The 24355-nt window shown below is 41.6% G+C and carries 19 protein-coding genes and 7 tRNA genes; 19 read left to right on the forward strand and 7 right to left on the reverse strand.

Features of this window, described 5'->3' with window-relative positions; genetic code table 11:
• Positions 1–36 precede the first annotated feature (36 nt).
• Positions 37–504, reverse strand: a complete 468-nt coding sequence (rnhA, locus tag E5N72_RS09055) for a ribonuclease HI (RefSeq protein ID WP_054561796.1) — start codon at positions 502–504, stop codon at positions 37–39.
• 68 nt (positions 505–572) lie between these two features.
• Here rnhA and dnaQ point away from each other — a divergent pair, with 68 nt between their 5' ends.
• The 10 genes from dnaQ to E5N72_RS09105 all read left to right on the forward strand — a co-directional run bounded on the left by dnaQ (position 573) and on the right by E5N72_RS09105 (position 4455).
• Positions 573–1283 (forward strand): DNA polymerase III subunit epsilon, encoded by a 711-nt coding sequence (dnaQ, locus tag E5N72_RS09060; protein WP_135924158.1) that lies wholly within the window; start codon positions 573–575, stop codon positions 1281–1283.
• 45 nt (positions 1284–1328) lie between these two features.
• Entirely contained in the window at positions 1329–2666 is a 1338-nt protein-coding gene (locus E5N72_RS09065; RefSeq protein ID WP_235382929.1) for a TIGR03503 family protein, read from the forward strand.
• 98 nt (positions 2667–2764) lie between these two features.
• Positions 2765–2841, forward strand: a tRNA-Asp gene (locus tag E5N72_RS09070).
• 27 nt (positions 2842–2868) lie between these two features.
• Positions 2869–2945, forward strand: a tRNA-Asp gene (locus E5N72_RS09075).
• 41 nt (positions 2946–2986) lie between these two features.
• Positions 2987–3063 (forward strand) — tRNA-Asp (locus E5N72_RS09080).
• Between the two features lie 30 nt (positions 3064–3093).
• Positions 3094–3170 (forward strand) — tRNA-Asp (locus E5N72_RS09085).
• Positions 3171–3207: 37 nt separating this feature from the next.
• A tRNA-Asp gene (locus tag E5N72_RS09090) sits at positions 3208–3284 on the forward strand.
• Between the two features lie 31 nt (positions 3285–3315).
• Positions 3316–3392: transfer RNA gene (locus tag E5N72_RS09095), tRNA-Asp, on the forward strand.
• A 50-nt stretch (positions 3393–3442) separates the two neighbouring features.
• Positions 3443–3519, forward strand: a tRNA-Asp gene (locus E5N72_RS09100).
• A gap of 216 nt (positions 3520–3735) precedes the next feature.
• Complete coding sequence (locus E5N72_RS09105) at positions 3736–4455, forward strand: helix-turn-helix transcriptional regulator (protein WP_135924160.1); 720 nt, start codon at positions 3736–3738, stop codon at positions 4453–4455.
• Between the two features lie 23 nt (positions 4456–4478).
• On the opposite strand, the gene E5N72_RS09110 is transcribed toward E5N72_RS09105, so the two are convergent.
• Positions 4479–4943, reverse strand: a complete 465-nt coding sequence (locus E5N72_RS09110) for a sel1 repeat family protein (protein WP_135924161.1) — start codon at positions 4941–4943, stop codon at positions 4479–4481.
• 121 nt (positions 4944–5064) lie between these two features.
• Here E5N72_RS09110 and E5N72_RS09115 point away from each other — a divergent pair, with 121 nt between their 5' ends.
• A complete protein-coding gene (locus E5N72_RS09115; RefSeq protein ID WP_168246726.1) occupies positions 5065–6357 on the forward strand; it encodes an NCS2 family permease in 1293 nt (430 codons plus the stop codon).
• A gap of 38 nt (positions 6358–6395) precedes the next feature.
• Here the strand turns inward: E5N72_RS09115 and E5N72_RS09120 are convergent, their stop codons facing one another.
• On the reverse strand, positions 6396–7154 hold the full coding sequence (locus E5N72_RS09120) for a hypothetical protein (protein WP_135924162.1): 759 nt from the start codon (positions 7152–7154) through the stop codon (positions 6396–6398).
• Positions 7155–7452: 298 nt separating this feature from the next.
• On the opposite strand from E5N72_RS09120, the gene cysB reads away from it, so the two are divergent.
• Complete coding sequence (cysB, locus tag E5N72_RS09125) at positions 7453–8430, forward strand: HTH-type transcriptional regulator CysB (RefSeq protein ID WP_135924163.1); 978 nt, start codon at positions 7453–7455, stop codon at positions 8428–8430.
• Between the two features lie 55 nt (positions 8431–8485).
• Here cysB and E5N72_RS09130 read toward each other — a convergent pair whose 3' ends face one another.
• The 3 genes from E5N72_RS09130 to pabB form a co-directional block, all read right to left on the reverse strand.
• Positions 8486–9862, reverse strand: a complete 1377-nt coding sequence (locus tag E5N72_RS09130; RefSeq protein WP_135924164.1) for an L-serine ammonia-lyase — start codon at positions 9860–9862, stop codon at positions 8486–8488.
• Between the two features lie 153 nt (positions 9863–10015).
• Entirely contained in the window at positions 10016–10594 is a 579-nt protein-coding gene (locus E5N72_RS09135) for a CoA pyrophosphatase (RefSeq protein WP_135924165.1), read from the reverse strand.
• A 17-nt stretch (positions 10595–10611) separates the two neighbouring features.
• Entirely contained in the window at positions 10612–11955 is a 1344-nt protein-coding gene (pabB, locus tag E5N72_RS09140; protein ID WP_135924166.1) for an aminodeoxychorismate synthase component I, read from the reverse strand.
• A gap of 181 nt (positions 11956–12136) precedes the next feature.
• Here pabB and E5N72_RS09145 point away from each other — a divergent pair, with 181 nt between their 5' ends.
• The 6 genes from E5N72_RS09145 (at position 12137) to E5N72_RS09170 (ending at position 23161) form a co-directional block, all read left to right on the forward strand.
• On the forward strand, positions 12137–13663 hold the full coding sequence (locus tag E5N72_RS09145; RefSeq protein ID WP_062570698.1) for a fumarate hydratase: 1527 nt from the start codon (positions 12137–12139) through the stop codon (positions 13661–13663).
• Positions 13664–14067: 404 nt separating this feature from the next.
• Positions 14068–15108, forward strand: a complete 1041-nt coding sequence (locus E5N72_RS09150) for a Glu/Leu/Phe/Val dehydrogenase (RefSeq protein WP_135924167.1) — start codon at positions 14068–14070, stop codon at positions 15106–15108.
• Positions 15109–15256: 148 nt separating this feature from the next.
• A complete protein-coding gene (locus E5N72_RS09155) occupies positions 15257–15892 on the forward strand; it encodes a CatA-like O-acetyltransferase (protein WP_135926262.1) in 636 nt (211 codons plus the stop codon).
• 163 nt (positions 15893–16055) lie between these two features.
• Complete coding sequence (locus E5N72_RS09160; RefSeq protein WP_135924168.1) at positions 16056–18956, forward strand: ligand-binding sensor domain-containing diguanylate cyclase; 2901 nt, start codon at positions 16056–16058, stop codon at positions 18954–18956.
• Between the two features lie 88 nt (positions 18957–19044).
• A complete protein-coding gene (locus E5N72_RS09165) occupies positions 19045–19869 on the forward strand; it encodes a M90 family metallopeptidase (RefSeq protein ID WP_135924169.1) in 825 nt (274 codons plus the stop codon).
• Positions 19870–19975: 106 nt separating this feature from the next.
• Positions 19976–23161, forward strand: a complete 3186-nt coding sequence (locus E5N72_RS09170) for an amidohydrolase family protein (protein WP_135924170.1) — start codon at positions 19976–19978, stop codon at positions 23159–23161.
• 55 nt (positions 23162–23216) lie between these two features.
• On the opposite strand, the gene E5N72_RS09175 is transcribed toward E5N72_RS09170, so the two are convergent.
• The gene (locus E5N72_RS09175) at positions 23217–23759 is read right to left on the reverse strand and encodes a TetR/AcrR family transcriptional regulator (protein ID WP_135924171.1); all 543 of its coding nucleotides are present in this window, start codon (positions 23757–23759) and stop codon (positions 23217–23219) included.
• Positions 23760–23859: 100 nt separating this feature from the next.
• On the opposite strand from E5N72_RS09175, the gene E5N72_RS09180 reads away from it, so the two are divergent.
• Complete coding sequence (locus tag E5N72_RS09180; RefSeq protein ID WP_135924172.1) at positions 23860–24336, forward strand: HPP family protein; 477 nt, start codon at positions 23860–23862, stop codon at positions 24334–24336.
• Positions 24337–24355: the final 19 nt, after the last annotated feature.

The following is a 24355-nucleotide window of genomic DNA, read 5'->3' on the forward strand; positions in this document are numbered from 1 at the left end:
TAAAACGGCCTGCGCTAAGTTTCTTTCAAGGTAATTTTAATTACCGTCGTAACCTGTGTCTTCAAGTAATTGATCGCTGCCAGCGGCTTCGCGGGCTAGATCGTCAACAATTTCATTATATTTGTTGCCGCTATGGCCTTTTACCCAGCGCCATTCTACTTCGTGTTGCTGGCATGCTGCATCGAGTCGTTTCCATAAATCGACATTCTTAACTGGTTTTTTAGCTGCAGTTTTCCAGCCGCGTTTTTTCCAATTTTCGACCCATGACTCAATGCCTTGTTTCACATATTGGCTATCGGTAGTAAGAATGACGTGACAAGAGCGGGTGAGGGTTTCTAGTGCAACGATAGCTGCGAGCATTTCCATCCGATTATTAGTTGTTAGGGTATAGCCTTGACTCAATTGCTTTTCGTGGCCGTTGTATCGCATCACGATGCCATACCCTCCAGGCCCTGGATTTCCTAAACATGATCCATCGGTGTAAATCTCTACGGTTTTCTGCACTGTTTTACCTTGATATTGTGTACAATAAAGTGAATATAGAAAGATACCAGAGTCAGGCTTAAGACGATATGGCACATAGACAAATAGTTTTAGATACAGAAACCACGGGTATTGACCCAAAGCAAGGCCACCGCATCATTGAAATCGGTTGTGTTGAACTTGTGAATCGCCGTCTTACTGGCAACAACTTTCATGTGTACATCAATCCACAACGTGAAATAGAAGAAGAAGCGATAGACGTACACGGTATCACCAATGAATTTTTGCGTGATAAACCTTTGTACCACCAAATTGCCCATGAGTTTTTAGAGTATATTCGTGGCGCAGAGCTTGTTATTCATAACGCAGCGTTCGATATCGGCCACATGGACAACGAGTTTGCATTGTTAAATCAAGGTTTTCCGAATACTGCCGATGTATGTAGTGTACTTGATACCTTGAAAATGGCGCGTGACTTGCATCCAGGTCAAAAGAATAACCTTGATGCGCTTTGTCGCCGCTATGATATTGATAACTCAAAGCGTACTTTACACGGCGCATTACTGGATTCCGAGATTCTAGCTGATGTTTACTTGGCAATGACCGGTGGACAAGTAAAGCTGAACCTCAATCAAAATAAAGATGAAGGCTCAACACATCAAACGGGTGGTATTCGTCGTCTTAGTGCCGACAGAGCACCCCTTGTGGTATTAAGAGCAACCGAACAAGAGCAAGCTGCCCATGAAGAACGTTTAGATTTAGTGGCAAAGGGTGGTCAATGTTTATGGCGTGCAGAATAAGGTAATGAAATGAGAAAACAGCTACTAGCAGGAATACTGTGCTTAATGCCTTGTATGGGATTTGCAACAGCACAAGATAAGATAACGCCATTAGCTCGGGATGGGGTTAAAAATGAAATTCCTCTGTTAGAAAACCGTTTTCGCATCGATCATAAAATCGATAAAGTAACCTTACTGTTCTTTCGTAACCGCGGTGCACCTGCCGTTGTATTGGTTCGTCCTGATGGGACTAAGTATTACGCCACAGACTCAGTAAAAAATCATGATCTTGATTGGTATGATGAGCTAAGTTATGACTTAGTCACTATTACTAATCCTATGCCTGGCCCATGGCAGGTTGTTGGCAAAATTTTGCCAGGAAGCCGTATTATGGTGATGGGAGAAATTGAATTAGATGTAGATCCTTTACCGCCGATGCTATTTCGCGGAGAGACAGTGAAACTGACTGGTCGCGTATTAAATGATGGAGAACCCATCGAAGTGGGGCAGTTTCGTGATGTGATTAGTTTGAATGTCGATTTTGTCAGTACTAATAATAGTGATTACTCAAACTTTGGTGCCGGTACGCAAAGTGTCACTGAGTTTAGAGATGATGGCCGTGGTTTTGATGAGCGCCCGCTTGATGGGGTATTTACTGGCGAATTTAAACTGACGTTTCCTGCAGGTGAGTGGCAACCAGAGCTATATATAGAAACGCCTATATTAAAGCGTACCGTGGTGCAAAAGCCAATTGTGGTGCATGAGCCGCCTTTTGATTATGAAGTAGCACTTGCTGAGCAAGATGAAGATGACCACATTTTAACGATCACCTTAAATCCTGAAATCGTCAAACCTGAAACCGTGCTCATTCAGGGGAAAATCTATTATCCGAATAATGAAGAGCAAATGTTCTCAATTGATGCGGATAAATCACAAATGCGCGAACTTGCAATTAAAAATTATGACTGGGGTAGATACAGTGTTGAGCTATCTGTATTTGGTAGCAATATAAATGACCGTGAATTTATGGCTACTTTACCAACTTATAAATTTGAAATTGAGCGACCCATTGAAGCTGTACCAGAAATTGTTCGCCCTGAAATCGATTTAGAAGCCCAAGCTGAGCAGCAACGAATTATTGAAGAGGAACAAAAAGCGTCCACTACACTAATGGTGATACTCATTGTTGTTGGAAATTTAATCGTTCTACTGTTAGGGTGGCTAGCGATTCGAATTTTTGTGCAGAAAAAACCACTTAAATTTAAAGTTTCTTTGCCATTTTTAAAGAAAAAAAATAAAACTGAAAATGATGAGCAAGCAGCGAAAGAAAATGAAGTCGGCAAAAATGGCTCAAAAAATGACAAATCAGGTGAAATTTTAAACCTTTCGATGTCAGATGACTAAAAAACCTGTAAAAATACAAAAAACCCCTTGACGAACCAGAGGGTGATTCGTATTATTCACGCCGCTGTCAGGGGAGACTCAGTCAGCAACGAAAATGTGGAGTGGTAGTTCAGTTGGTTAGAATACCGGCCTGTCACGCCGGGGGTCGCGGGTTCGAGTCCCGTCCACTCCGCCAATTTTCGACAATTTGTAAGTACGCGCTGGAGTGGTAGTTCAGTTGGTTAGAATACCGGCCTGTCACGCCGGGGGTCGCGGGTTCGAGTCCCGTCCACTCCGCCAATTACTTACACAACTTATGGTTGTAAAACATTTTCCTTTGCGGAGTGGTAGTTCAGTTGGTTAGAATACCGGCCTGTCACGCCGGGGGTCGCGGGTTCGAGTCCCGTCCACTCCGCCAATAGGAAAAATAAATAGCATTAAATACTGCGGAGTGGTAGTTCAGTTGGTTAGAATACCGGCCTGTCACGCCGGGGGTCGCGGGTTCGAGTCCCGTCCACTCCGCCACTATTTAAACGCTATTTTATTACAAAATTTGTATCGCGGAGTGGTAGTTCAGTTGGTTAGAATACCGGCCTGTCACGCCGGGGGTCGCGGGTTCGAGTCCCGTCCACTCCGCCAACAAATTAAGTAATAACAATGATATCTCTGCGGAGTGGTAGTTCAGTTGGTTAGAATACCGGCCTGTCACGCCGGGGGTCGCGGGTTCGAGTCCCGTCCACTCCGCCATTTGATATCATAAACAAATTAAGTGCATTACCCCATGCACATACCACTGCGGAGTGGTAGTTCAGTTGGTTAGAATACCGGCCTGTCACGCCGGGGGTCGCGGGTTCGAGTCCCGTCCACTCCGCCATTTGTTTTCCTCAAACAAATGATTAGATAAGTCTTTACTTCACAACGCACTTTTTAATTATACTTACAACGTATCTCGTATCTCGTATCTCGTATCTCGTATCTCGTATCTTTCATCCTATCTTGCTAATATTCTTCATTATTCCTATTTATTCAGCTTTTTATATCTGCATGAATAGCAAAGAATGGCGGCTCCACAACAAAAAGGAAATGCGTTATGAGTACATTCGGAACACAACTAAAACACTATCGCAGTGAGCTAAAACTGAGCCAACCAGAATTTGCAGAGCAAGTTGGAATAGAGCAAAGTTACCTTTCAAAACTTGAGAACGATAAATCAGTGCCTTCGAATGACACATTTCGTTCAATATTAACGGCGCTCAATCTAACAATTTGCGACTTTATGGAGCCATTAAAACATTCTGTAGATAAAGCTCGGTTGATTAATGTGCCTGACATTGAAGCTTGGTATAAGCAACAAAGTAATAAGCAATTCATTAAGCAGCGTTCACTCGTCTATATTGCCATACTGTTAAGTGCGCTAGGCTGTGCCATGTTTTATTTAGGGCATCAAGAAAAGCTATTCAATACAAAATTCTATGAGTACAAATCATATGGTGTGGTGAAAGATAATGAACCAGATGGCATTTTTCATGATTGGCGTATGCTCGTAGAACAAAGCAGCGAGAAAATAGATGCTAAACGTCGTGAAATGATTAGCAGGCATGATTTTAAATTTATTATCTCAGCGGACTATAAAGGTTTTTCGTTTGTAGAATCTGGCGAGCAAGGCAGGCGTTTATATAGCCTTACTTCAAAAACACCTATTATCAAGCCCCATAAAGGCCATGTGTGGCTTGAGTTTATAGGTATCTTATTGTTTGTAGTTGGTGCAGGTCTCATAACATTTGAGAGTAAACTGACAAGACAGCATTAATGAGTTGTAGAACCTGACGCGTGTTAGCTTGCGTCAGGATCGCGAGGAATTAAATGTGCAAATTGCTGCTGGTGGATTTGTTCATATAGGGTAGCTGCATAGCTTTGCGCGTCTTGTAATCGGCGCGTACTGATGTGTTTTCGAAGGTCGTTAAGTGCTGCGGTTGCAGGCTCATAACCCTGACTACTTGCCAGACTTAGCCACACCGCGCCATGAAATACACTGTGCGGCACACCTTGCCCTTTGATGAAAAACAGCCCCATATAAAATTGTGCCCTATGATTACCCGCCATAGCAGCTAAACGCATCCATTTGGCAGCAAGGGGAGGCTGTTCATTTTTTAAATAATACAAAGCTTTGTTTAGTACGTTTTCAACAGATTGAGTACTTTTATCTGGCGCCGACCCTTTATCGGGTTGGGTTATAAAGGCAAGTACATTATCAAGCTGTTGCTCTAAATCTAAGCCTACTGGCGAATTATCAGACATAGTTTAGTTATTTTCTTGAAATAAAAGACCTTATTAGTTTAGAACATTGCAAGGTAAAATGTCCTCTTATTGAGATAAAATATGATAAAATTAGCCAATTAATCTCAACTTAAAGTTAAACATGTTCGAAAGACTTTTCAAAATCACTGAAAATAACACCTCTGTGCGCCGCGAGACTATTGCTGGCATCACAACATTCATTACCATGGTTTACATTGTATTTGTTAACCCTGCAATGCTTGCTGAAGCGGGAATGGATCAAGGTGCCGCATTCGTAGCAACTTGTATTGCTGCTGCAATTGGCTGTTTTATCATGGGCTTATGGGCAAACTATCCATTAGCACTGGCACCGGGTATGGGCTTAAACGCGTTCTTTACCTATGGTGTAGTGCTTGGTATGGGCTACACTTGGCAAGCCGCACTTGGTGCAGTATTTATGTCTGGCTGTATATTTTTGTGTTTAAGCCTATTTAAGGTGCGAGAGTGGATCATTGATGCGATCCCTCTGGTATTAAAGCGTGCGATTGCCACAGGTATTGGTGCTTTCTTAGCGCTTATTGCACTAAAAAATGCCGGTATTATTGTAGCAAGTCCTGCAACCTTAGTGCAGTTAGGCGATATCACAGCTCCAGGTCCTTTACTGGCTATCTTTAGCTTTTTTGTTATTGCGGCTCTTCTATACCGCGACATGAAAAGCGGCGTGCTAATTAGCATTTTATTGGTTACGGCTATCGCCCTTGGCTTAGACCTAGTGGAGTATCAAGGGATTATTTCAATGCCACCTTCAATTGCGCCAACCTTTATGCAACTGGATTTTGCTGCAGCATTAGAAATTTCAATGTTAACGGTAATCTTTGCCTTCTTATTTGTTGATTTGTTTGACACTTCAGGCACCTTGGTTGCTGTAACGCAAAAGGCAGGTCTTGCTGATGAGCAAGGTAAAATGCCACGCCTAGGTCGTGCGTTAAGTGCCGACAGCACAGCAACGATTGCAGGCTCAATGCTTGGTACTTCAACGACAACGTCATACATTGAATCTGTAGCGGGTGTGTCTGTAGGTGGTCGTACAGGTCTTACAGCTGTTGTTGTGGGTATTTGTTTCTTGTTAATGATGTTCTTTGCACCACTAGCCGGTATGATCCCTGCGTATGCAACGGCAGGTGCGATTTTGTATGTTGCTGTTTTAATGATGCAAAACTTAAAGCTGGTAAATTGGGATGATATGACAGATGCCATTCCAGTGAGCGTGGTATTATTAATGACGCCGTTAACTTTCTCGATTGCGCACGGTATCGCACTGGGTTTTATTTCGTATACTGCGGTGAAGTTGGTATGTGGTAAAAAAGATGAAATCAGTATTAGTGTGTGGGTGTTAACAGCATTGTTTATTGTTAAGTTCGCGTTTTTATCTTAAACACCAACTAAATAAAGTAAGCACAAAGAAAAAGTGGTTTACCACTTTTTCTTTGGTGCGAATAACACGTCTAAGTCGTCTTGCTCTTGCTCTGCTTTTTTCTTAAGTGATGTTGCATTAGATGCTTTCAGTTCAGAGCTTATCGCTTCTAAGTAATTCTCAACTTCTTGTTTTTTACTATTAACATATTCATCGCTATAACTAACAGATGATAGTGTTGCGAGTGCTTTTTCAAAGTATTGTCTCGCAGAGCCAACCATATTGGCAGAGCGAGCAGACATACCTCGCTTAATTTGGCTTTCGACATTAATACGTAATTGAAGTTTTTCTAAACGTTTATCTTCGGCAACAAAAACTTGGCTATCGACTTTGCCTTTACCATGTTCAGAGCGAAGTAAGGTACGCAGTTTCTTTATACCCTGGATAAGTGAAATAAGTTGTTTGTCGTTATCTGGTAATACTAACGCTTCTGTGTTGTTGACTTCGAGAGGAGCGGTTAAGCGTTCTTTTGATTCTTTTAAACGATTTTTTAATTCTCTTGAGTTTGGCGAAAGTTGCACCATGCTTGCTAGTGCATCATAAATACGTCGTTGAATAATGCGTAAGGTGTTTTCAGACATAGGGATGTTCGTACTGTTAAGAAGTACATCTTCTGCCTCTTCGATAATTTTTTTTTGTTTTGTTAGTTCTTTGCGGCGCTCAGCTTCTTGTTTTTCTTTGTGTTGCTGCACAGCACTTACCCACAGTGCGATTACGATTAATGCAACAATGAGCATGATGATGATAGAAACAATCATTACTAAATCTCAGTTTTAACTATCTAATTTTTTTATCTTACATTAAAAAGATTAGATCTGGATAGTTTTGCGGTTACTTATCTAGAATAAACTTCTGATGTTTACTACTTTTTAATGAGTATAGCGTTAAAGCAGCATCTTTATTGAATATTTTGCGAGTAAACACGGCTACCGAGCAGTAATTTATTGTGTTAGCCTTAGAAACAATCGATATAAAAGTATAGCGCGATGAAATATCACTTGGCATTGCGCTTTGCAGCCTTTATAAATAAACAATAACAACGTTTACAATGCAGCCATGAAATTACAACAACTCAGATATATAGTCGAAGTCCAAAATCATAAACTAAATGTTTCAGCGACAGCAGAAAGTTTATTTACTTCTCAACCGGGGATCTCAAAGCAGGTACGTATGCTTGAAGATGAGCTCGGCGTACAAATTTTTGGTCGTAGTGGTAAACACCTTACGCACGTAACCAGTGCGGGTAACGAAATTATTAATATTTCACGCGAGATACTATCAAAAGTTGAGGGTATTAAAGCGGTTGCCAATGAACATACTTTACCGGATCAAGGTAAGCTAAACATTGCTACAACACATACCCAAGCACGTTATGCATTACCCAATGTTATTCAGGGCTTTATGAAAAAATACCCTGCAGTATCGTTGCACATGCATCAAGGTACGCCGCAGCAAATTTCAGACGCCGCAGCACGCGGTGACGCAGACTTTGCCATTGCAACAGAGGCTTTGCATTTGTACTCTGATCTAGTGATGCTGCCATGTTATCACTGGAATCGCAGTATCGTTGTTGCAAAAACACATCCACTGGCGCAAAAGGCTGATAACTTAACAGTTGCAGATGTTGCTAAATATCCCCTTATAACTTATGTGTTTGGTTTTACAGGTCGATCTGAATTAGATAAAGCTTTTAATGCTCATGGGCTTGAGCCGCATATTGTATTTACTGCAACGGACGCGGATGTAATCAAAACCTATGTGCGTTTAGGACTTGGAGTGGGGGTTGTAGCATCAATGGCCATTGACCAAGTAACTGATAATGATTTGGTGTGTATTGATGCAAGCCACTTATTTGAAGCCAGTACCACTAAAATTGGTTTTAGAAAAGGCAGTTTCTTACGCAGCTACATGTATGACTTTATCGAGCGTTTTGCACCACACTTAACTAAAGAGTTAGTTGAGCGAGCAAGCTTATTACGTAACCAAGAAGATGTTGATAAGCTCTTCGAAAATATTGAGTTACCAGTAAAATAGAGATAAAAAAGCCGCTTTAAAGCGGCTTTTTTATGTGCTGAAGACGTGCTGTAAATTAACACTCGATGATATTAACCGCCAAGCCACCGCGAGCGGTTTCTTTGTATTTGGTTTTCATATCATTACCTGTGTCGAGCATGGTTTTAATTACCTTATCAAGGGTCACTTTTTGCTCGCCAGAGCCACGCATTGCAAGGCGTGACGCATTGATTGCTTTTATAGCACCCATCGCATTACGTTCAATACACGGTACTTGCACAAGGCCACCAACAGGGTCACAGGTAAGACCTAGATTATGCTCCATGCCGATTTCAGCAGCGTTCTCAACTTGCACAACATTACCACCCATTATTTCAGTTAGTGCACCCGCTGCCATTGAGCAAGCAACACCCACTTCGCCTTGGCAACCTACTTCAGCACCCGAAATTGAGGCATTCTTTTTATACAAAATACCAATTGCCGCAGCTGTTAATAAATAACGGGTGGCAATATCTCGGTCTACTTCTTTAATGAAAGTGTGATAATACATCAATACCGCTGGTAAAATACCTGCAGCACCATTGGTTGGTGCGGTAACAACACGGCCGCCAGCTGCATTTTCTTCGTTCACAGCAAGGGCAAATAAATCAACCCAATCCATAGCGCGAAGCGGGTCATTGTTAACCTCAATATTTAATTTAAGGTGTAAGCTAGGTGCACGACGTTTTACTTTTAAGCCGCCCGGTAAGATACCTTCTGTGCGCATACCACGTTCAATACAGGCTTTCATGACTTGCCAAATATTAAACAGCTCATCTTTGATGTCTTTTTCACTACGAAGAGTTTTTTCGTTATGCATCATAAGCGTTGATACACTAAACCCTGATTCGCGACACAGCTCTAATAACTCTTTAGCAGTATTGAATGGGTAAGGTGCTGGGTTTTCTTCACGGATTTCGAGCGCTTTTTGTTTTTCGTTCTCGAACTCTTCATCACTTACGATAAAGCCACCACCGATTGAGTAATACACCTTACTAAAAAGTTTTTCGCCATTTTGGCTCGCAATGATTTCCATCGCATTTGAATGCTTTGGTAATGTTTTACGACGATGGAATACAATCGCACCTTGCTTTGGGAAATTAGCTTTATGGCTTTGGTTTAAGTAAATAACCTGTTCTTTTTCGATTTTCGCGAGAATATCATCGACTAAATCAGCATCAATGGTTTCTGGATCATAACCGGCAAGGCCTAAGATCACGGCTTTACCTGAGCCATGGCCAATGCCCGTTTGGCCTAATGAACCAAACAGCTCTACTTTAATATCGGTGACGTTTGTAAGTATGTTTTTTTCTTCTAATTCGTTTACAAATAAACGCGAAGCGCGCATTGGGCCAACTGTGTGAGATGACGATGGGCCAATACCAATACTAAACATATCGAATGCACTGATCATAATTTGCTACTCATTTTCCTATTAAACGCTATACCTAAAATGTAGTCCCCTTTACATACTTTGCTCAGTAACTTAGGGGAAGGTATATCTGTCTTTGAACGGTGCCACATGATAACGTTTCTATGTGGCTGTGTAACCCTAAAAGCAGGATAATTAAACTGGTAGGGCGAGCTGCTTGATAAAGTTGTTAATTATGCTCGCGGTTGCTCCCCAAAGTAGGCCATGCGGGGTCATCAAGCCCTGTAATATGATGGTTTTGCCATTGCGCTCAAAAGGGAGAGGTTGCCAATTTTGCTGGTTGCTCAAATGTGATATCGGTAGCAAAAAACTGGCGGCCACTTCATTAGGATCTGCTTGCCATGTAGTGCCTTTACTAAGTACACAAACAAATGGTTCAATAGTGAAACCAGTTAAAGTCGCATACTGGTGTAATTTACCGTGAACAGTCACTTGATGTGTCGCAATGTTGAGCTCTTCATTAAGCTCTCGAAGGGCAGTGTGCATTAAAGTGTCATCTTGCTCTTCATACTTACCACCCGGTAAGCAAATCTCCCCCGGGTGATGAAGTAAATAACTTGGTCGTTTGCACAGCAATAAATGCGCATCGTCATTAACATCAAGCAGAGGGAGCATTACGGCACTGGCACGCTTTTCGGCATTAAAGCGAATGGTGGTAGGGCGCTCTGTGGTTTGACTTAAACTAAAGCGGGCAATTATTTGCTGACTATTCAAGGCTTTTACTTCAACTTTTACTTTAATAAAGGCAGTATTTTATTTACTTTATCGTAAGTTTCTTGGTACTCCAAGTCGACCTTTGAATCAGCCACAATGCCACCGCCAGCCCAACAATAGATAGCACCTTGATGGCACACTAAAGTACGAATTGTGATACTGGTATCCATATTGCCACAGGCACTTAAATAGCCAATTGAACCACAATACACACTACGGCGATGCGGCTCGAGCTCTTCTATGATTTCCATAGCGCGAATTTTCGGTGCTCCTGTAATTGAGCCACCCGGGAAAGCGGCATGAATTTGGTCAACGGCATCTTTACCCTCGGCTAATTCTGCGCGCACTGTACTTACTAAATGATGCACAGCAGGAAAGCTTTCAATTGCAAATAGCGATGGTACAGTGACAGTACCAGGTCGGGCAACTTTGCCTAAATCGTTGCGCAATAGATCAACAATCATGACATTTTCTGCACGATCTTTTTCAGATTGTTGTAAGCGAGTTGCTTGCGCTTGGTCTTGTTCAGAGTCAGCCAAGCGTGGCAGGGTTCCTTTAATCGGCTTGGTTTCAATTTGCCCTTGATTTATCGAGATAAAGCGCTCAGGTGAGATAGATAAAATAGCGCCATCTGGGTGATTTATATAGCTTGAAAACGGTGCTTTATTCGCTTCTCGAAGTTGTTTATAGGCTTGCCATGTTGAACCTGAAAATTCAGCTTTGAATCGTTGTGCAAGGTTGATCTGGTAACAGTCACCGCTTTTTAAATAAGCTTGAATTTTCTCGAACTTTTCGCTGTAGCTGGCTTTGCTCATGTTTGACTGCCAGTCGCTCTGCAGCGCAAACTCTGCACTTGCTGGTGTTTCGTTTAGGTGCTGCTGGTATAGCGCTAAGCGATTGTGATTTGGCTGACAAACGTAAAACCAGCTTTGTTGTTGCTTATCAAAAATAAGGGCATCAGGATAAAGGCCAACAGCCATTTGCGGCATGTTAATGTCGTTTTCGGCATTACTCGGCATGGTTTCAATCACGCGGCCTAAATCATAACCAAAATAGCCAAGCCAACCACCCGTAAAAGGTAGGTTATTCGAGCTTGGTGCGTGATTAAATTCCTGAAGGCCCGCTTTCATTAAATTAAAACAATCACTCGATTGTTGCTTACCGTCGATAAAGCACTGATTTTCGCGCACCTCTAATTGCTTTAGCGGCGCAATGGCAATGATATCAAAGCGACTATTTACATGTTCACTGTTAGCTGAATCAAGCAACACGGCATGGGGTAAATGAGCAAAATGAGTAAATAGCGCGATGCAATCACCGCTTAAATCTAATTTAATGCACAAATTTTCATCGTTTATCATCTACATTGCCCTGAATAACTAGCCCGAAACGGGCGGGGAGGGTATCATAAGTTAAATTTGATTGGCAGCGTTATGATTTCCTTTATAGTGATGCCATGACTAACCCGTAGAGTAAATCTTCGTCACCGGTTTACTCAGGATCACGTACAGCGCTACGCGATAAAAACTTAAGGAACCCGTAATGAGTACAATTCGTCAGCAAGACTTCATTGATAGCATTGAAGATGCATTGCAATACATTTCTTTTTATCACCCTCTCGATTTCGTACAAGCCTTAGAAAAAGCTTACAACAAAGAGCAAAGCAAAGCGGCAAAAGATGCCATTGCGCAAATTTTAATTAACTCTCGTATGTCTGCTGAAGGTAAACGTCCACTGTGCCAAGATACCGGTATCATTACCTGTTTTGTAAAAGTAGGTATGGATGTCAAGTGGGATAAAACAGACATGACTGTACAGCAAATGGTTGATGAAGGTACACGTCGCGCATACTTAAACCCAGATAACCCGTTACGTGCATCAATTGTTGCAGACCCTGCAGGTACGCGTAAAAACACCAAAGACAATACTCCATCAGTTGTTCATATCGACTTAGTGCCAGGTGCTGAAGTAGAAGTAATGGTGGCAGCGAAGGGCGGCGGCTCAGAAAATAAAACGAAAATGGTTATGCTTAACCCATCTGATGATGTGGCTGCATGGGTTGAAAAAACATTACCAACAATGGGGGCGGGCTGGTGTCCACCTGGCATGCTAGGTATAGGTATTGGTGGTACTGCAGAAAAAGCAGCGGTACTTGCTAAAGAATCATTAATGGATCCGGTTGATATTCATGAGCTGATTGAGCGTGGCGCAGAAACAACTGAAGAAAAAATGCGTATCGATATCTTCGAACGTGCAAACAAATTAGGTATTGGCGCACAAGGTCTGGGTGGTTTAACAACAGTTGTTGACGTGAAAATCAAAACTGCACCGACTCATGCAGCATCAAAACCAGTGGTAATGATCCCAAACTGTGCAGCAACTCGTCACGTTCACTTCACGTTAGATGGTTCAGGCCCAGCTGATCTTAAAGCGCCGAAACTTGAAGATTGGCCAGAAGTTACGTTTGAAGTAGGTGAAGGTACACGTCGTGTTGATTTAAACACACTGACTAAAGAAGACACGCAAGAATGGAAGATGGGTGAAACGGTTCTTCTGTCTGGTACTATTTTAACGGGTCGTGACGCAGCACATAAACGTTTACAAGATATGATCCAATCAGGTGAAGGTTTACCTGAAGGCGTTGATTTTGATAACAAGTTTATCTACTACGTTGGCCCTGTTGATGCAGTAGGTGATGAAGCGGTAGGTCCTGCTGGCCCTACAACTGCAACACGTATGGATAAATTCACTGATATGATGCTAGAAAACACTGGCATCATCGGTATGATTGGTAAAGCAGAGCGTGGTCCTGCAACAGTTGAATCAATCAAGAACAATAAGTCTATTTACTTAATGGCGGTAGGTGGTGCAGCTTACCTTGTATCTAAAGCAATCAAAAAAGCACGTGTAGTGGCTTTTGAAGATTTAGGTATGGAAGCAATCTACGAGTTTGAAGTAGAAGATATGCCAGTAACGGTTGCTGTTGATAGCGAAGGTGCGAATGCGCATACACAAGGCCCTGCTATTTGGAAAGCAAAAATCGAAGAACTTGATGGTAAATTAAAATAATCATCCTGTAAGTCTTTTAATAAAAAACGGCGCATCTGCGCCGTTTTTTTTCAGCTCTGACCAGTCTCGGCTATTTTCTCTGCATGCCCTTAAAAAGCAGATACTACTTAGCTTTATCGGCACATTTTCCTTGTCACTTTTTCTTTACGCTATACTTTACCTTTACGTTCACGTAATAAAGTTGGTGATGTTAATATTTTGTTTTGAATTAACAATGCTCAATTCAAACTTTGGTTGGTATATTTTTTCTTTTATAAGTTGTTTTTTGAGTTGTTATTTCTGTCATTGAACTTTGCTTAGTTTTATCATCTCATATAGTGGTAAGCGAGCATATGAAGTGATAAAGTCTCGGCAATTTCAGCGCTCACACCCCTTAGGGTAAGAAAATTTCGGAGTATTTAACTGTGGCTGTATTTAATAAAGTCGACTTTGATAACCACGAGCAAGTGGTATTTTGTTCAGATAAAGAATCAGGCCTAAAAGCTATTATCGCGGTTCACAATACCAAGTTAGGTCCAGCTGTTGGTGGTTGCAGAATGTGGGATTACACAACAGATGAAGATGCTGTAACAGATGCACTTCGTTTATCAAAAGGTATGACGTATAAAAATGCTGTAGCACGTTTACCATTTGGTGGCGGTAAGTCAGTGATCATCGGTAATGCTAAAGAAATTAAATCAGAGCAACTTTTCCGTGCATTTGGTCGCCAACTAGAGCGTTTAAGCGGTAGCTACTATTCAGCTGAAGATGTAAACATCACCTGTGATGATGTGGCTATCATGAATAAAGAAACTAACTATGTATTAGGCCTTGAAGGTAAAAGTGGCAACCCATCACCATTTACGGCATACGGTACATTCTTAGGTATTAAAGCTGCTTTACAGCATCAACGTGGTCATCAAGATCTAGCTGGCATCAAAGTAGCCGTGCAAGGTTTAGGTGCCGTGGCATATGGCCTTTGTAAGCACCTACATGAAGCGGGCGCAACATTATTTGTAACAGATATCAACGAGCAAGCTGTTGAGCGTGTTGTAAATGACTTCAATGCAACGGCTGTTGGTATTGATGAAATCTACGACTTAGATGTTGATGTTTATGCACCGTGTGCGCTAGGCGCAACGGTAAACGATAATACCATCCCTCGCTTAAAAGCAACGATTATTGCTGGTTGTGCGAATAACCAATTAGCAGAGTCTCGTCACGGTGAGATCATCCGTGAAAAAGGTATCTTATATGCGCCAGATTACGTAATTAACGCAGGTGGTATCATCAACGTTTACTACGAAACTGCGCCAGAAGGTTATAGTGCAGAAGCTTCAACTAAGCACGTTGAAGGTATTTACGATACCTTAACTGAAATCTTTGCTCGCTCAGAGAAAGAACAAAAATCAACACATTTAATTGCCGATGAACTAGCATTAGAAATCATCGAAAACGGTTTATAATTAATTAAATTAGTTGTTCGAAAAGGTGCGCAGGTCGCACCTTTTTTTGTGCTCGTAATTTGTCGCAACTAAGTGACGAAGCCATTTTAACTCGTTAAACTCGATTTTTAATCTTCGAGGGTCTCTTATGGATACAGCACTTTGTGAAATCACACCGATTGATTTAGATTCTTGGCCTCGAAAGCAACATTTTGCTTTTTTCAGTGAGTTTTCTTTACCTTATTTTAATGTCTGTGTTTCGCTTGATATGGCTGCGCTTTATGAAAAATGTAAAAAATCGCCGTACTCATTTTTTCATACATATGTATACCTTACTTTGGAAGCGTGTCATGACTACGCCCCAATGCGGCAACGTATTATAGATTCTCTACCGGTACAACTGTCATCGGTACGAGGGAGTGTGGTTGAGCTTGCTGATGATGATACTTTCCGATTTAGTTATTTTGAAAAACAGGCGTCGATTGAAGCGTTTTCTAAACATGCTATTGAAGTGGGAAAAAACAGTAAAGTACAAGCTTTTTTCTCTGATGCATTTGCTGCAACAGAAGGGCAGCCAGACCTAATTCATATCTCAGTGCTACCATGGTTAAACTTTACTGGTTTTTCGCATGCGGTAAGTGAAGGTCACGGACTTGGTATTCCTAAGTTTGTATTCGGCCAGTTTGATTCAAAAACTGGAAAAATGCCTCTGTCGATTGACGTTCATCATGCCTTGATGGATGGACTTCATGTAGCGCAGTTTTTAAAGGTACTACAAGAAAAAATTACAAATTTTTGTAATTGATTGTTGCTAAATGTGATTAAAGTAAGTAAAAATTGCAACTAATGTAGTATTTTAGCAATTCGCTTAATTAAGTAAGTTGGTTCCATTCGGGGTTTTGCTTAACCCTGAACCTATAAAACTACATCACTGAAAAGAATGATAATAAATATCAGGGTCTTAGTTTATGGTGCGGGTAGTTAGCTGTATTTTACTTTTCTTGTGTTTCAATGCTTTTGCAGATTCTGCACGCCTCTCTCTCAGTGATTATTTTACCGAGACTTGGAGTACACCGGCAGGCCTTCCACATAACAGCATAAATTCAGTTACACAAACAAATGACGGTTATATTTGGATAGCAACTTGGGAAGGGCTCGCTCGTTTCAATGGTCGTGAATTTAAACTTTTTACCCGTACAGAAATCCCCGGCTTACCTGACTCTGGATTGCGTAGCCTTATTCCGATGGATAATGGTGATTTATATATAGTTGGTGCACGAGGTGGTATTGCACAACGAACTCAAGGGCAATGGCGCGCTTTAGCAACATCGTCAGCTATGATAAATCATGCACTTATAACTGAACAAGGTGAGATTTGGCTTGCCCTCGAAGGAGAGGGGATTGCTTATCGGGCCGCAGAGCATGCACCTGAACAAAAACTACTTGATAAATTGAGTGTTTATCGCTTGTTACAAGACCAAGAGGGCGTTATTTGGGCGGCAACCAGTGATGGCTTGTATCAAATTATAGATAGCAAGGTTAGTAAGGTTGGCCGAGATTCAGGGTTGCCGGACGCCTCCGTATTTACTTTACTACTAACGAATTCGGGTACCTTAATTGTAGGCACCGAAAAAGGTGTATGGAAAAAGCAACAAGACAAGTTCACTTCTGTTGACCCCGTCCTTAATAAAGAATCTATCTCTAGCTTACTTGAAGATGCACATGGTGATTTATGGTTTGGTACCATTAATAAAGGGGTGTTTAGGTTAAGTGAATTGGGTTTAGAAAATTTAGCCGCTGACGATGGTTTACCAAATAATCGCATCTTATCGCTAATGCAAGATCGTGAAAAAAGCATTTGGGTCGGAACTAACGCGGGCTTATTTCGATTAAGAGAAGCCCCTTTTACAAATTGGAACAAGAGTAGAGGTCTGGCATCAAATTATGTTCGTACAGTGCTCTCTCACTCAGATGGCAGCTTGTGGGTGGGCAGTAGTAACGGCTTAAATCGTATTGAGAATGGTGAGTTAACAACGCTTGAACAAGTTAACGACAAAGACCCTTTATCAGTGTTAAGCCTTACCGAAGATAAACAGGGAGGTGTTTGGCTTGGTACTTATACTGCGGGTTTAATGAAAGTTGCAGATAACAAAATTTATCCCGTTAAAAATCGAAGTAATGGTCTTATTAGTAACGAAGTTCGCGCGGTGCTATTTGATTCGTCTGATAACTTGTGGGTTGGGACTGCAGGTGGGTTAACTAAAATAGATACCTCAGGGCAAACATATTCATATACAACAGTCGATGGTTTAGCTGGCGACTTTATCATGGCCCTTGCCGAAGATGCTTATGGCAAGATCTGGATTGGCACAGGCGTTGGCGTATCTATCTTAGATTCAGCTTCTGGACAAATCAGCTCATTAAAATTTCCTGATCAGTTTAGCACTGAGTATGCATTCGGCTTTTATTTGGATGGTGATAAAATGTGGCTCGCCACAGACCGAGGGCTAGTTCGCTACAACCTCAGCACAGATCAAATGAGTTTGTTTGGCCGAGAGCAAGGTTTACCCGTTGATAAACTGTTCCAAGTGATTGAACAAGGTGATTCACTTTGGCTTACCAGTAATCGCGGTGTCATTCAGGTTAACAAAGCACAACTCAATACGTTATTAGATAACCCAGCTAAACCAATGGACGTTTCCATGCAGCTTTATGACGAAGGCGATGGCATGCTAAGTGCGCAAGCGAATGGTGGCTCAAACCCTGCTGCGGTAATACATTCTGATGGTCAAATATGGGTTGCGACCGCTAAGGGCGTTGCTATTGCAGCACCAGAGCGCTTAAAAGAGGCAAGTAAACGCCGTTTGTCGACTGTAATAGAAAGTTTTGAAGTAGATGGTAAATCAATGCCTTTAACTTCTGGTACTGATTTTATTAGTTTGCCGGCAGGTGTCTCACGTGTGTCTTTTAATTACGCAGGGCTAAGTTTTATTATGCCTGCTCGGCTTAACTATCAAACTCAATTAAGTGGGTACAATCAACAATGGGTAGACCGGGGGCGTCTGACCATTACCGAGTACACAAATTTACCGCCAGGTGAATATACCTTTAAAGTGCGCGCAGGCTACCCAAATAGTGATTGGCAAAATAATGAGCAAGTATTGCATTTTAAAATTGCTCCTTATTTTTGGCAAAAAACCAGCTTTAAGTTATTTATCTTAATTGCCGTTCTTTTTACCGCGTATGTCATTTATAAATATCGACTATATCACTACAAGCGAATTGAAATCGAATTAACGGAAAAAGTTGAACAGCAAATGCATGAACTAAAAACACAAGCTGATGCATTTGCCCACTTAGCAAACCATGACCAATTAACACAATTGCCGAATAGACGCGCCTTTGATAGTTGGTTAGCAAATAACTTTAACCAGTTTCAAGATGAGGATAAAGCGCTCAGTATTGCGATTATGGATATTGATCACTTTAAACAGATTAATGATGATTTCTCTCATTTAATCGGTGATAAGGTGATTTGTGAAATCGCACGATTATTACAAATGAGTTTTCCAGATGAAGGCTATGCTGCACGATGGGGAGGTGAAGAGTTTACCTTACTATTCCCGCACAAAAATGCTGAACAAGCAGCACTGTTGTGTGAAAACATACGTTTACAGATAGCTGACTATGACTTTGCTGATATCGCAACAGGACTATGTGTTACGGTGAGCTTTGGTGTTGCAGATAATTCAAAAGTCACTGACTATGATCGATTACTATCTAATGCAGACAATGCTTTATACAGTGCTAAAAATAGCGGCCGCAACAGGGTTTTCATGCATAATAAGGGTTGTATGACACCAAGTTAAGGTTTTTGAAAATAAAAAGTGTGCAAACAATTGATCTTTTTTGGTTTGCACACATTAAAGTAACAAGACTGTTTTTTAGGCGTTAGTAATGCTAAACCTGTTGTTGTTAGTTTTTTTAATTATATTTATTGTCTGTTACTGGCGCTGGGATGACATCCGTAACCACTTTTGGCAGAAAAAATACCTTAATTACTCCCTCAATGCTCAGCAAAAAAAACTGCTATTAAACTATATGCCCATCTACCAAAAGATGACGGATGCAGATCGCGAAAAGCTGGAGCGTCACATTGTCTGGTTTTTAAATGAAAAGCACTTTATTGGCTGTGATGGCCTTAAACTTAATGATGCAATGAAGCTGATTGTAGCGGCCGATGCCTGTGTTTTAGTGCTTAATAAACCTTGGCCCCTGTATCGCAATGTAAAAGAGATCCTTTTATATCCAAGTGCTTATTATGCGCCGCAAACTTCCCGCGATAATGCAGGACTCGTAAGCTATCACAATACCGTGCGCCAAGGAGAGTCTTGGCCGGGTGGAACCTTGGTACTGAGCTGGCATGATGTTCTTGAGGGCAATCGCTTACCAAGTGATGGACATAATTTGGTGTTTCATGAGTTTGCTCATCAACTCGACCAAGAAACAGGGCAAACCACAGGCACGCCATTGCTTTCGAGTAATGAGGATTACCAAAAATGGGCGAAAGTATTTAGCCGCGCATTTAATCAACTCAAAACCCACTTAGCCTATGGCATGCCTCATGTTATTCACAGTTACGGGGCAACTAATGAGGCCGAGTTTTTTGCTGTTATCACCGAAACCTTTTTAGAAAAACCTGCAGAACTCAGGCAGTTTGACCCAGAAATTTATCATTTACTGGTTGGCTTTTATCAGTTTGATCCGATTGCGTGGCATTAGTCGTCTATTTACGTCTGTTTAACACGTATTGCTGGAATCTTGCTATGCTATTTGGTGCAATCTTAAAAGTGTGCATATAAGCAAAACAATAAAAAGTGAGATTTCAATGAAGAAAATGCTTCATACAGCGCTTGCTGTATCGATTTCACTTGCTCTATCAGGGCAAGTGGCTGCAACTGAGCAATCAAATGATGACAAATGGCAAGTAGATACACCAAAAGGCCAATTCCTAGACGCTAAAATTAGTGTTGAGCAAGGCACGTGGATGAATGTTGATATTAGCCCTGATGGTAAAACAGTGGTGTATGACCTACTCGGCGATATTTATACCATGCCAATGTCGGGTGGTACTGCAACGCAATTAACCAGTGATATTGCATGGCAAATGCAACCACGCTTTAGTCCTGATGGTAAGCACATTGCGTTTACTTCAGACCAAGGCGGTGGTGACAATATTTGGGTTATGGATGTAAACGGTGAAAACCAAAAGGCAGTAACCAACGAAACATTTCGTTTGTTAAACAGCCCAGCTTGGAGCCCTGATGGTGACTACTTAGTTGCGCGTAAGCACTTTACTGCAAGCCGCTCTTTAGGGGCTGGTGAAGTATGGCTTTACCATAAAGCGGGTGGTAAAGGTGTGCAACTAACTGCACGCGAAAACGACCAAAAAGACTTAGGCGAGCCAATGTTCTCACCGGATGGTCGTTATGTTTATTTTTCTCATGATGCAACGCCGGGTAAAACATTCCATTACTCTAAAGATTCTGTAGCGGGTATTTATAAAATTAAACGCTATGATCGTGAAACCGGCGAGATTGAAACAATTATTGATGGCATGGGTGGGGCTATACGACCGACACCTTCACCAGATGGTAAAAAGCTTGCGTATATCAAGCGCGATGATTTCCAAACAAGCTTGTACTTATATGATCTTCACACCGGTGAGCATACAAAACTGTATGGCGAGCTTGAGCGTGATATGCAAGAGACATGGGCAATTCATGGCGTATACCCAACAATTGCTTGGACGCCAGATAACGAACAACTAGTCTTTTGGGCGGGTGGTACCATTCATAAGCTAGATGTAGATGATAAGTCTGTCTCGACTATTCCATTTAAAGTTGAGACCAATAAGCAAATTCAAAAAGCCGTGCGTTTTACACAAAACATCGATAGCGATAATTTTGATGTGAAAATGCTGCGCAATGTACAAATTTCACCGGATGGTGAAACGGCTATATTTGAAGCGCTAGGTCATATTTATAAACGTGATTTAGAGTCTGGCAAAGTAAAGCGCCTGACTAAGCAAGACGACCACTTTGAATTATTCCCGCAGTTTTCTCGCGATGGTAAGAAGATTGTTTACACCACATGGGATGACAACGAGCAGGGCTCAGTACGTGTTGTGTCTGCACGTGGTGGTCGTGGCGATACTATTACCAAAGAACCAGGTAAATACGTAGAGCCAACATTTAGCCCAGATGGCAAAACGGTTGTTTACCGTAAAGCGTCTGGCGGCAGTATCCTTAATCCAACATGGTCATTAGAGCCAGGTATTTACTCAGTAAGTACTAAAGGCGGTAATTCAACACTTATCACTAAATCAGGGTATCAGCCGCAATTTGGTGCAGCGAATGACCGAATTTATGTGATGAGCCCTTGGCCAAAACCAACATTAAGTGTTGTTGAGCTGGAATCAAAACAAGTTCGTAAACTTTATGAGTCAGAGCATGCAACAGAGTTTAGAGTATCACCAGATGGTCAATACCTAGCGTTTGCAGAGCGTTTTAAAGTATTTGTTACACCATTTGTTGAGCGTGGCAAAACCATTAATATTGGCCCGAAAGATAGCCAATTCCCAATTGAGCAGCTCTCTGTTCGCGCGGGTGAAAACATTAGCTGGAGTGGCACAAGCGATAAACTTTATTGGAGCCTAGGACCAGAGTTATATCATGCAAGCCTAGCGGGTTTATTTGATATTAACCAAAATGCAGAGACTGACTTTAAAGTTAAAAGCGGCGATAACATCGGTTTTACAAAAACCATGGCCGAGCCTAAATCAGTATTTGCGTTAACTGGCGCACGTATTATCACCATGAACGGTGAGCAAGTCATTGAAAACGGCGTTATTGTTACTGATGGTAAGCATATTAAAGCGGTTGGCAGTAAAGACAGTGTTGCTATTCCTAAAGGCGCAGAAGTAATTGATGTAACCGGTAAGACGATTATGCCGGGTATTGTTGATGCGCATGCTCACGGCTCGCAAGGCAGCGATGAGATCATTCCACAGCAAAACTGGAAGAACTTAGCGGGCTTAGCGTTAGGTGTGACAACGATTCATGATCCATCAAACGACACCACTGAGATTTTTGCTGCAAGCGAAATGCAAAAAGCGGGCATGATTGTCGCTCCTCGTATTTTCTCAACGGGTACCATTTTATATGGTGCGAATATGCCAGGTTATACATCGCATATTGATTCGTTAGAAGATGCTAAATTCCACCTTGAGCGTTTAAAGAAAGTAGGGGCGTTTAGTGTTAAATCATATAACCAACCACGTCGTGAACAGCGCCAGCAAGTTATTGAAGCAGGCCGCGAACTTGAAATGATGGTTGTGCCAGAAGGCGGTTCATTACTACAGCACAACTTAACCATGGTAGTTGATGGTCATACGGGTATTGAACACTCAATTCCTGTTGCCAATATTTACGATGATATTCGCCAGCTTTGGTCACAAAGTGATGTAGGTTATACGCCGACACTGGGTGTAGCATACGGTGGTATTTGGGGGGAAAATTATTGGTACGATAAGACCGATGTGTGGAATCACCCGCGCTTAAGTAAGTTTGTACCAAAGAATCAGCTTTTACCTCGCTCAATGCGCCGTGTTAAGGCTCCCGATCATCACTATAACCACTTTAACAATGCCCGTGTTGCAAAAGAGCTGCAAGACTTAGGTGTGTTAGTAAACCTAGGTGCTCACGGTCAACGTGAGGGGTTAGCAGCACATTGGGAAATTTGGATGTTTGCGCAAGGTGGTATGACGCCACTTCAAGCAATTCGTGCAGCAACGTTAGACCCTGCTAAATACATTGGCCTTGATAAAAATATCGGTTCTCTAGAGCCTGGTAAACTTGCCGATTTAATTGTTATTGACGGTAACCCGCTAACTAACATTCGTGATACAGATAAAATCGATTACACCATGATCAATGGTCGTTTATTTGATGCTGCAACCATGAACGAAGTGGGTGAGAAAAAACGCGAAAAGTTATTTTTTGAAGAAATTTAACAAAGCGGAAATCTAAACTGAAAGCGGCCATAGTGCCGCTTTTTTTATAATTTATTTATTGCTTTAAATGAGGAAACTGTTTAATTCCTACTAGTTTTGCTTGGCAGATCATGCCCTCTACAAGCGTCATCAAATAGTGGCTCTGTGAGTCGAGCTGTGAGCTTTCCATGTTTTCACACGCTGATAAGCGCCGTTTTATTAACTGCTGTACCGCCATTTTATGCTCTTTGCAGGCTTGATTTATCGGGCTTGCAGGATCAGCAAACTCAGCGGCAGTGTTAATAAATAAACAGCCATTAAAATCACCTAATTCTGTTACTTCAGAATTAAACCAAGCTTCATGGCAGCTGATCAACGTTGCTTTAAACTCTTCAACAGTGGTTTGCTTGCTGGTGGCATGCGTTAACCAATTTAAAAACCTATTATGTCGCTCACTGAGGCACGCGAGTAATAATTCATCTTTACTTGCGAAATGGTGGTACATGGTTTTTTTGGCGACACCCGCCACACTAATGATTTCGTTTATTCCCACACTATGAATGCCTTTTTGATAAAAAAGTGACAAGGCGGTCAAAATAATATGTGTTCGTTTATCCATAACAAGGCCTCAATTGGTCATTAATGATAGCTTGACAGAAGTAGACCGACTTGTCTACTATCTGCTGGGTAGACAAGTCGGTCTACTTTTCGGAGGGTTTATGGATAATAAAGTAAGCAAAGCGGCCATTGCAGGTATATTTGCTTGTATGGCAATTTTTGTATTGGCCTATTTACAGCAATTAGGACATTACGGTGTGTGGTTGATGGCACCCTTTGGAGCAACAGCGGTGCTAGTGTTTGGTGTGCCACACAGTCCGCTTGCGAAAGCGAAGAATGTTATCGGTGGGCATCTTTTAACTGCCTTAATCGGTGTTGTATTTGTAAATTATGTCGGTGTAGGGGCTGTTGAAATTGCTATAGCAACAGGACTGGCAATTAGCCTAATGATGTTGACAGATACCGTACATCCAGCGGCAGGCGCAAACCCAATTTTGATAATGCAATCTATGCAAAGCTGGGATTTTTTAGTGATGCCCGTATTAATCGGAACCGTATTTATTGTGTTGTTTGGCTATTTAAGTCAATGGATATTAAGCAACCAATTGAATAGTCATAAAAAAACCGCTAACGAGTAGCGGTTTTTTAAAATGAATG

Origin of the sequence: Pseudoalteromonas sp. MEBiC 03607, from assembly GCF_004792295.1 — a bacterium.
Taxonomy (GTDB): domain Bacteria; phylum Pseudomonadota; class Gammaproteobacteria; order Enterobacterales; family Alteromonadaceae; genus Pseudoalteromonas; species Pseudoalteromonas lipolytica_C.

Excerpts from the sequence above, each read along its gene's own strand:
- E5N72_RS09165 (WP_135924169.1), top strand. The coding sequence starts at position 19,045 with ATGCTAAACCTGTTGTTGTTAGTTTTTTTAATTATATTTATTGTCTGT.
- E5N72_RS09145 (WP_062570698.1), top strand. The coding sequence starts at position 12,137 with ATGAGTACAATTCGTCAGCAAGACTTCATTGATAGCATTGAAGATGCA.
- dnaQ (WP_135924158.1), top strand. The coding sequence starts at position 573 with ATGGCACATAGACAAATAGTTTTAGATACAGAAACCACGGGTATTGAC.
- pabB (WP_135924166.1), bottom strand. The coding sequence starts at position 11,955 with ATGATAAACGATGAAAATTTGTGCATTAAATTAGATTTAAGCGGTGAT.
- E5N72_RS09065 (WP_235382929.1), top strand. The coding sequence starts at position 1,329 with ATGCCTTGTATGGGATTTGCAACAGCACAAGATAAGATAACGCCATTA.
- cysB (WP_135924163.1), top strand. The coding sequence starts at position 7,453 with ATGAAATTACAACAACTCAGATATATAGTCGAAGTCCAAAATCATAAA.
- E5N72_RS09120 (WP_135924162.1), bottom strand. The coding sequence starts at position 7,154 with ATGATTGTTTCTATCATCATCATGCTCATTGTTGCATTAATCGTAATC.
- E5N72_RS09110 (WP_135924161.1), bottom strand. The coding sequence starts at position 4,943 with ATGTCTGATAATTCGCCAGTAGGCTTAGATTTAGAGCAACAGCTTGAT.
- E5N72_RS09160 (WP_135924168.1), top strand. The coding sequence starts at position 16,056 with ATGGTGCGGGTAGTTAGCTGTATTTTACTTTTCTTGTGTTTCAATGCT.
- E5N72_RS09105 (WP_135924160.1), top strand. The coding sequence starts at position 3,736 with ATGAGTACATTCGGAACACAACTAAAACACTATCGCAGTGAGCTAAAA.
- E5N72_RS09115 (WP_168246726.1), top strand. The coding sequence starts at position 5,065 with ATGTTCGAAAGACTTTTCAAAATCACTGAAAATAACACCTCTGTGCGC.
- E5N72_RS09130 (WP_135924164.1), bottom strand. The coding sequence starts at position 9,862 with ATGATCAGTGCATTCGATATGTTTAGTATTGGTATTGGCCCATCGTCA.
- E5N72_RS09170 (WP_135924170.1), top strand. The coding sequence starts at position 19,976 with ATGAAGAAAATGCTTCATACAGCGCTTGCTGTATCGATTTCACTTGCT.
- E5N72_RS09175 (WP_135924171.1), bottom strand. The coding sequence starts at position 23,759 with ATGGATAAACGAACACATATTATTTTGACCGCCTTGTCACTTTTTTAT.
- E5N72_RS09180 (WP_135924172.1), top strand. The coding sequence starts at position 23,860 with ATGGATAATAAAGTAAGCAAAGCGGCCATTGCAGGTATATTTGCTTGT.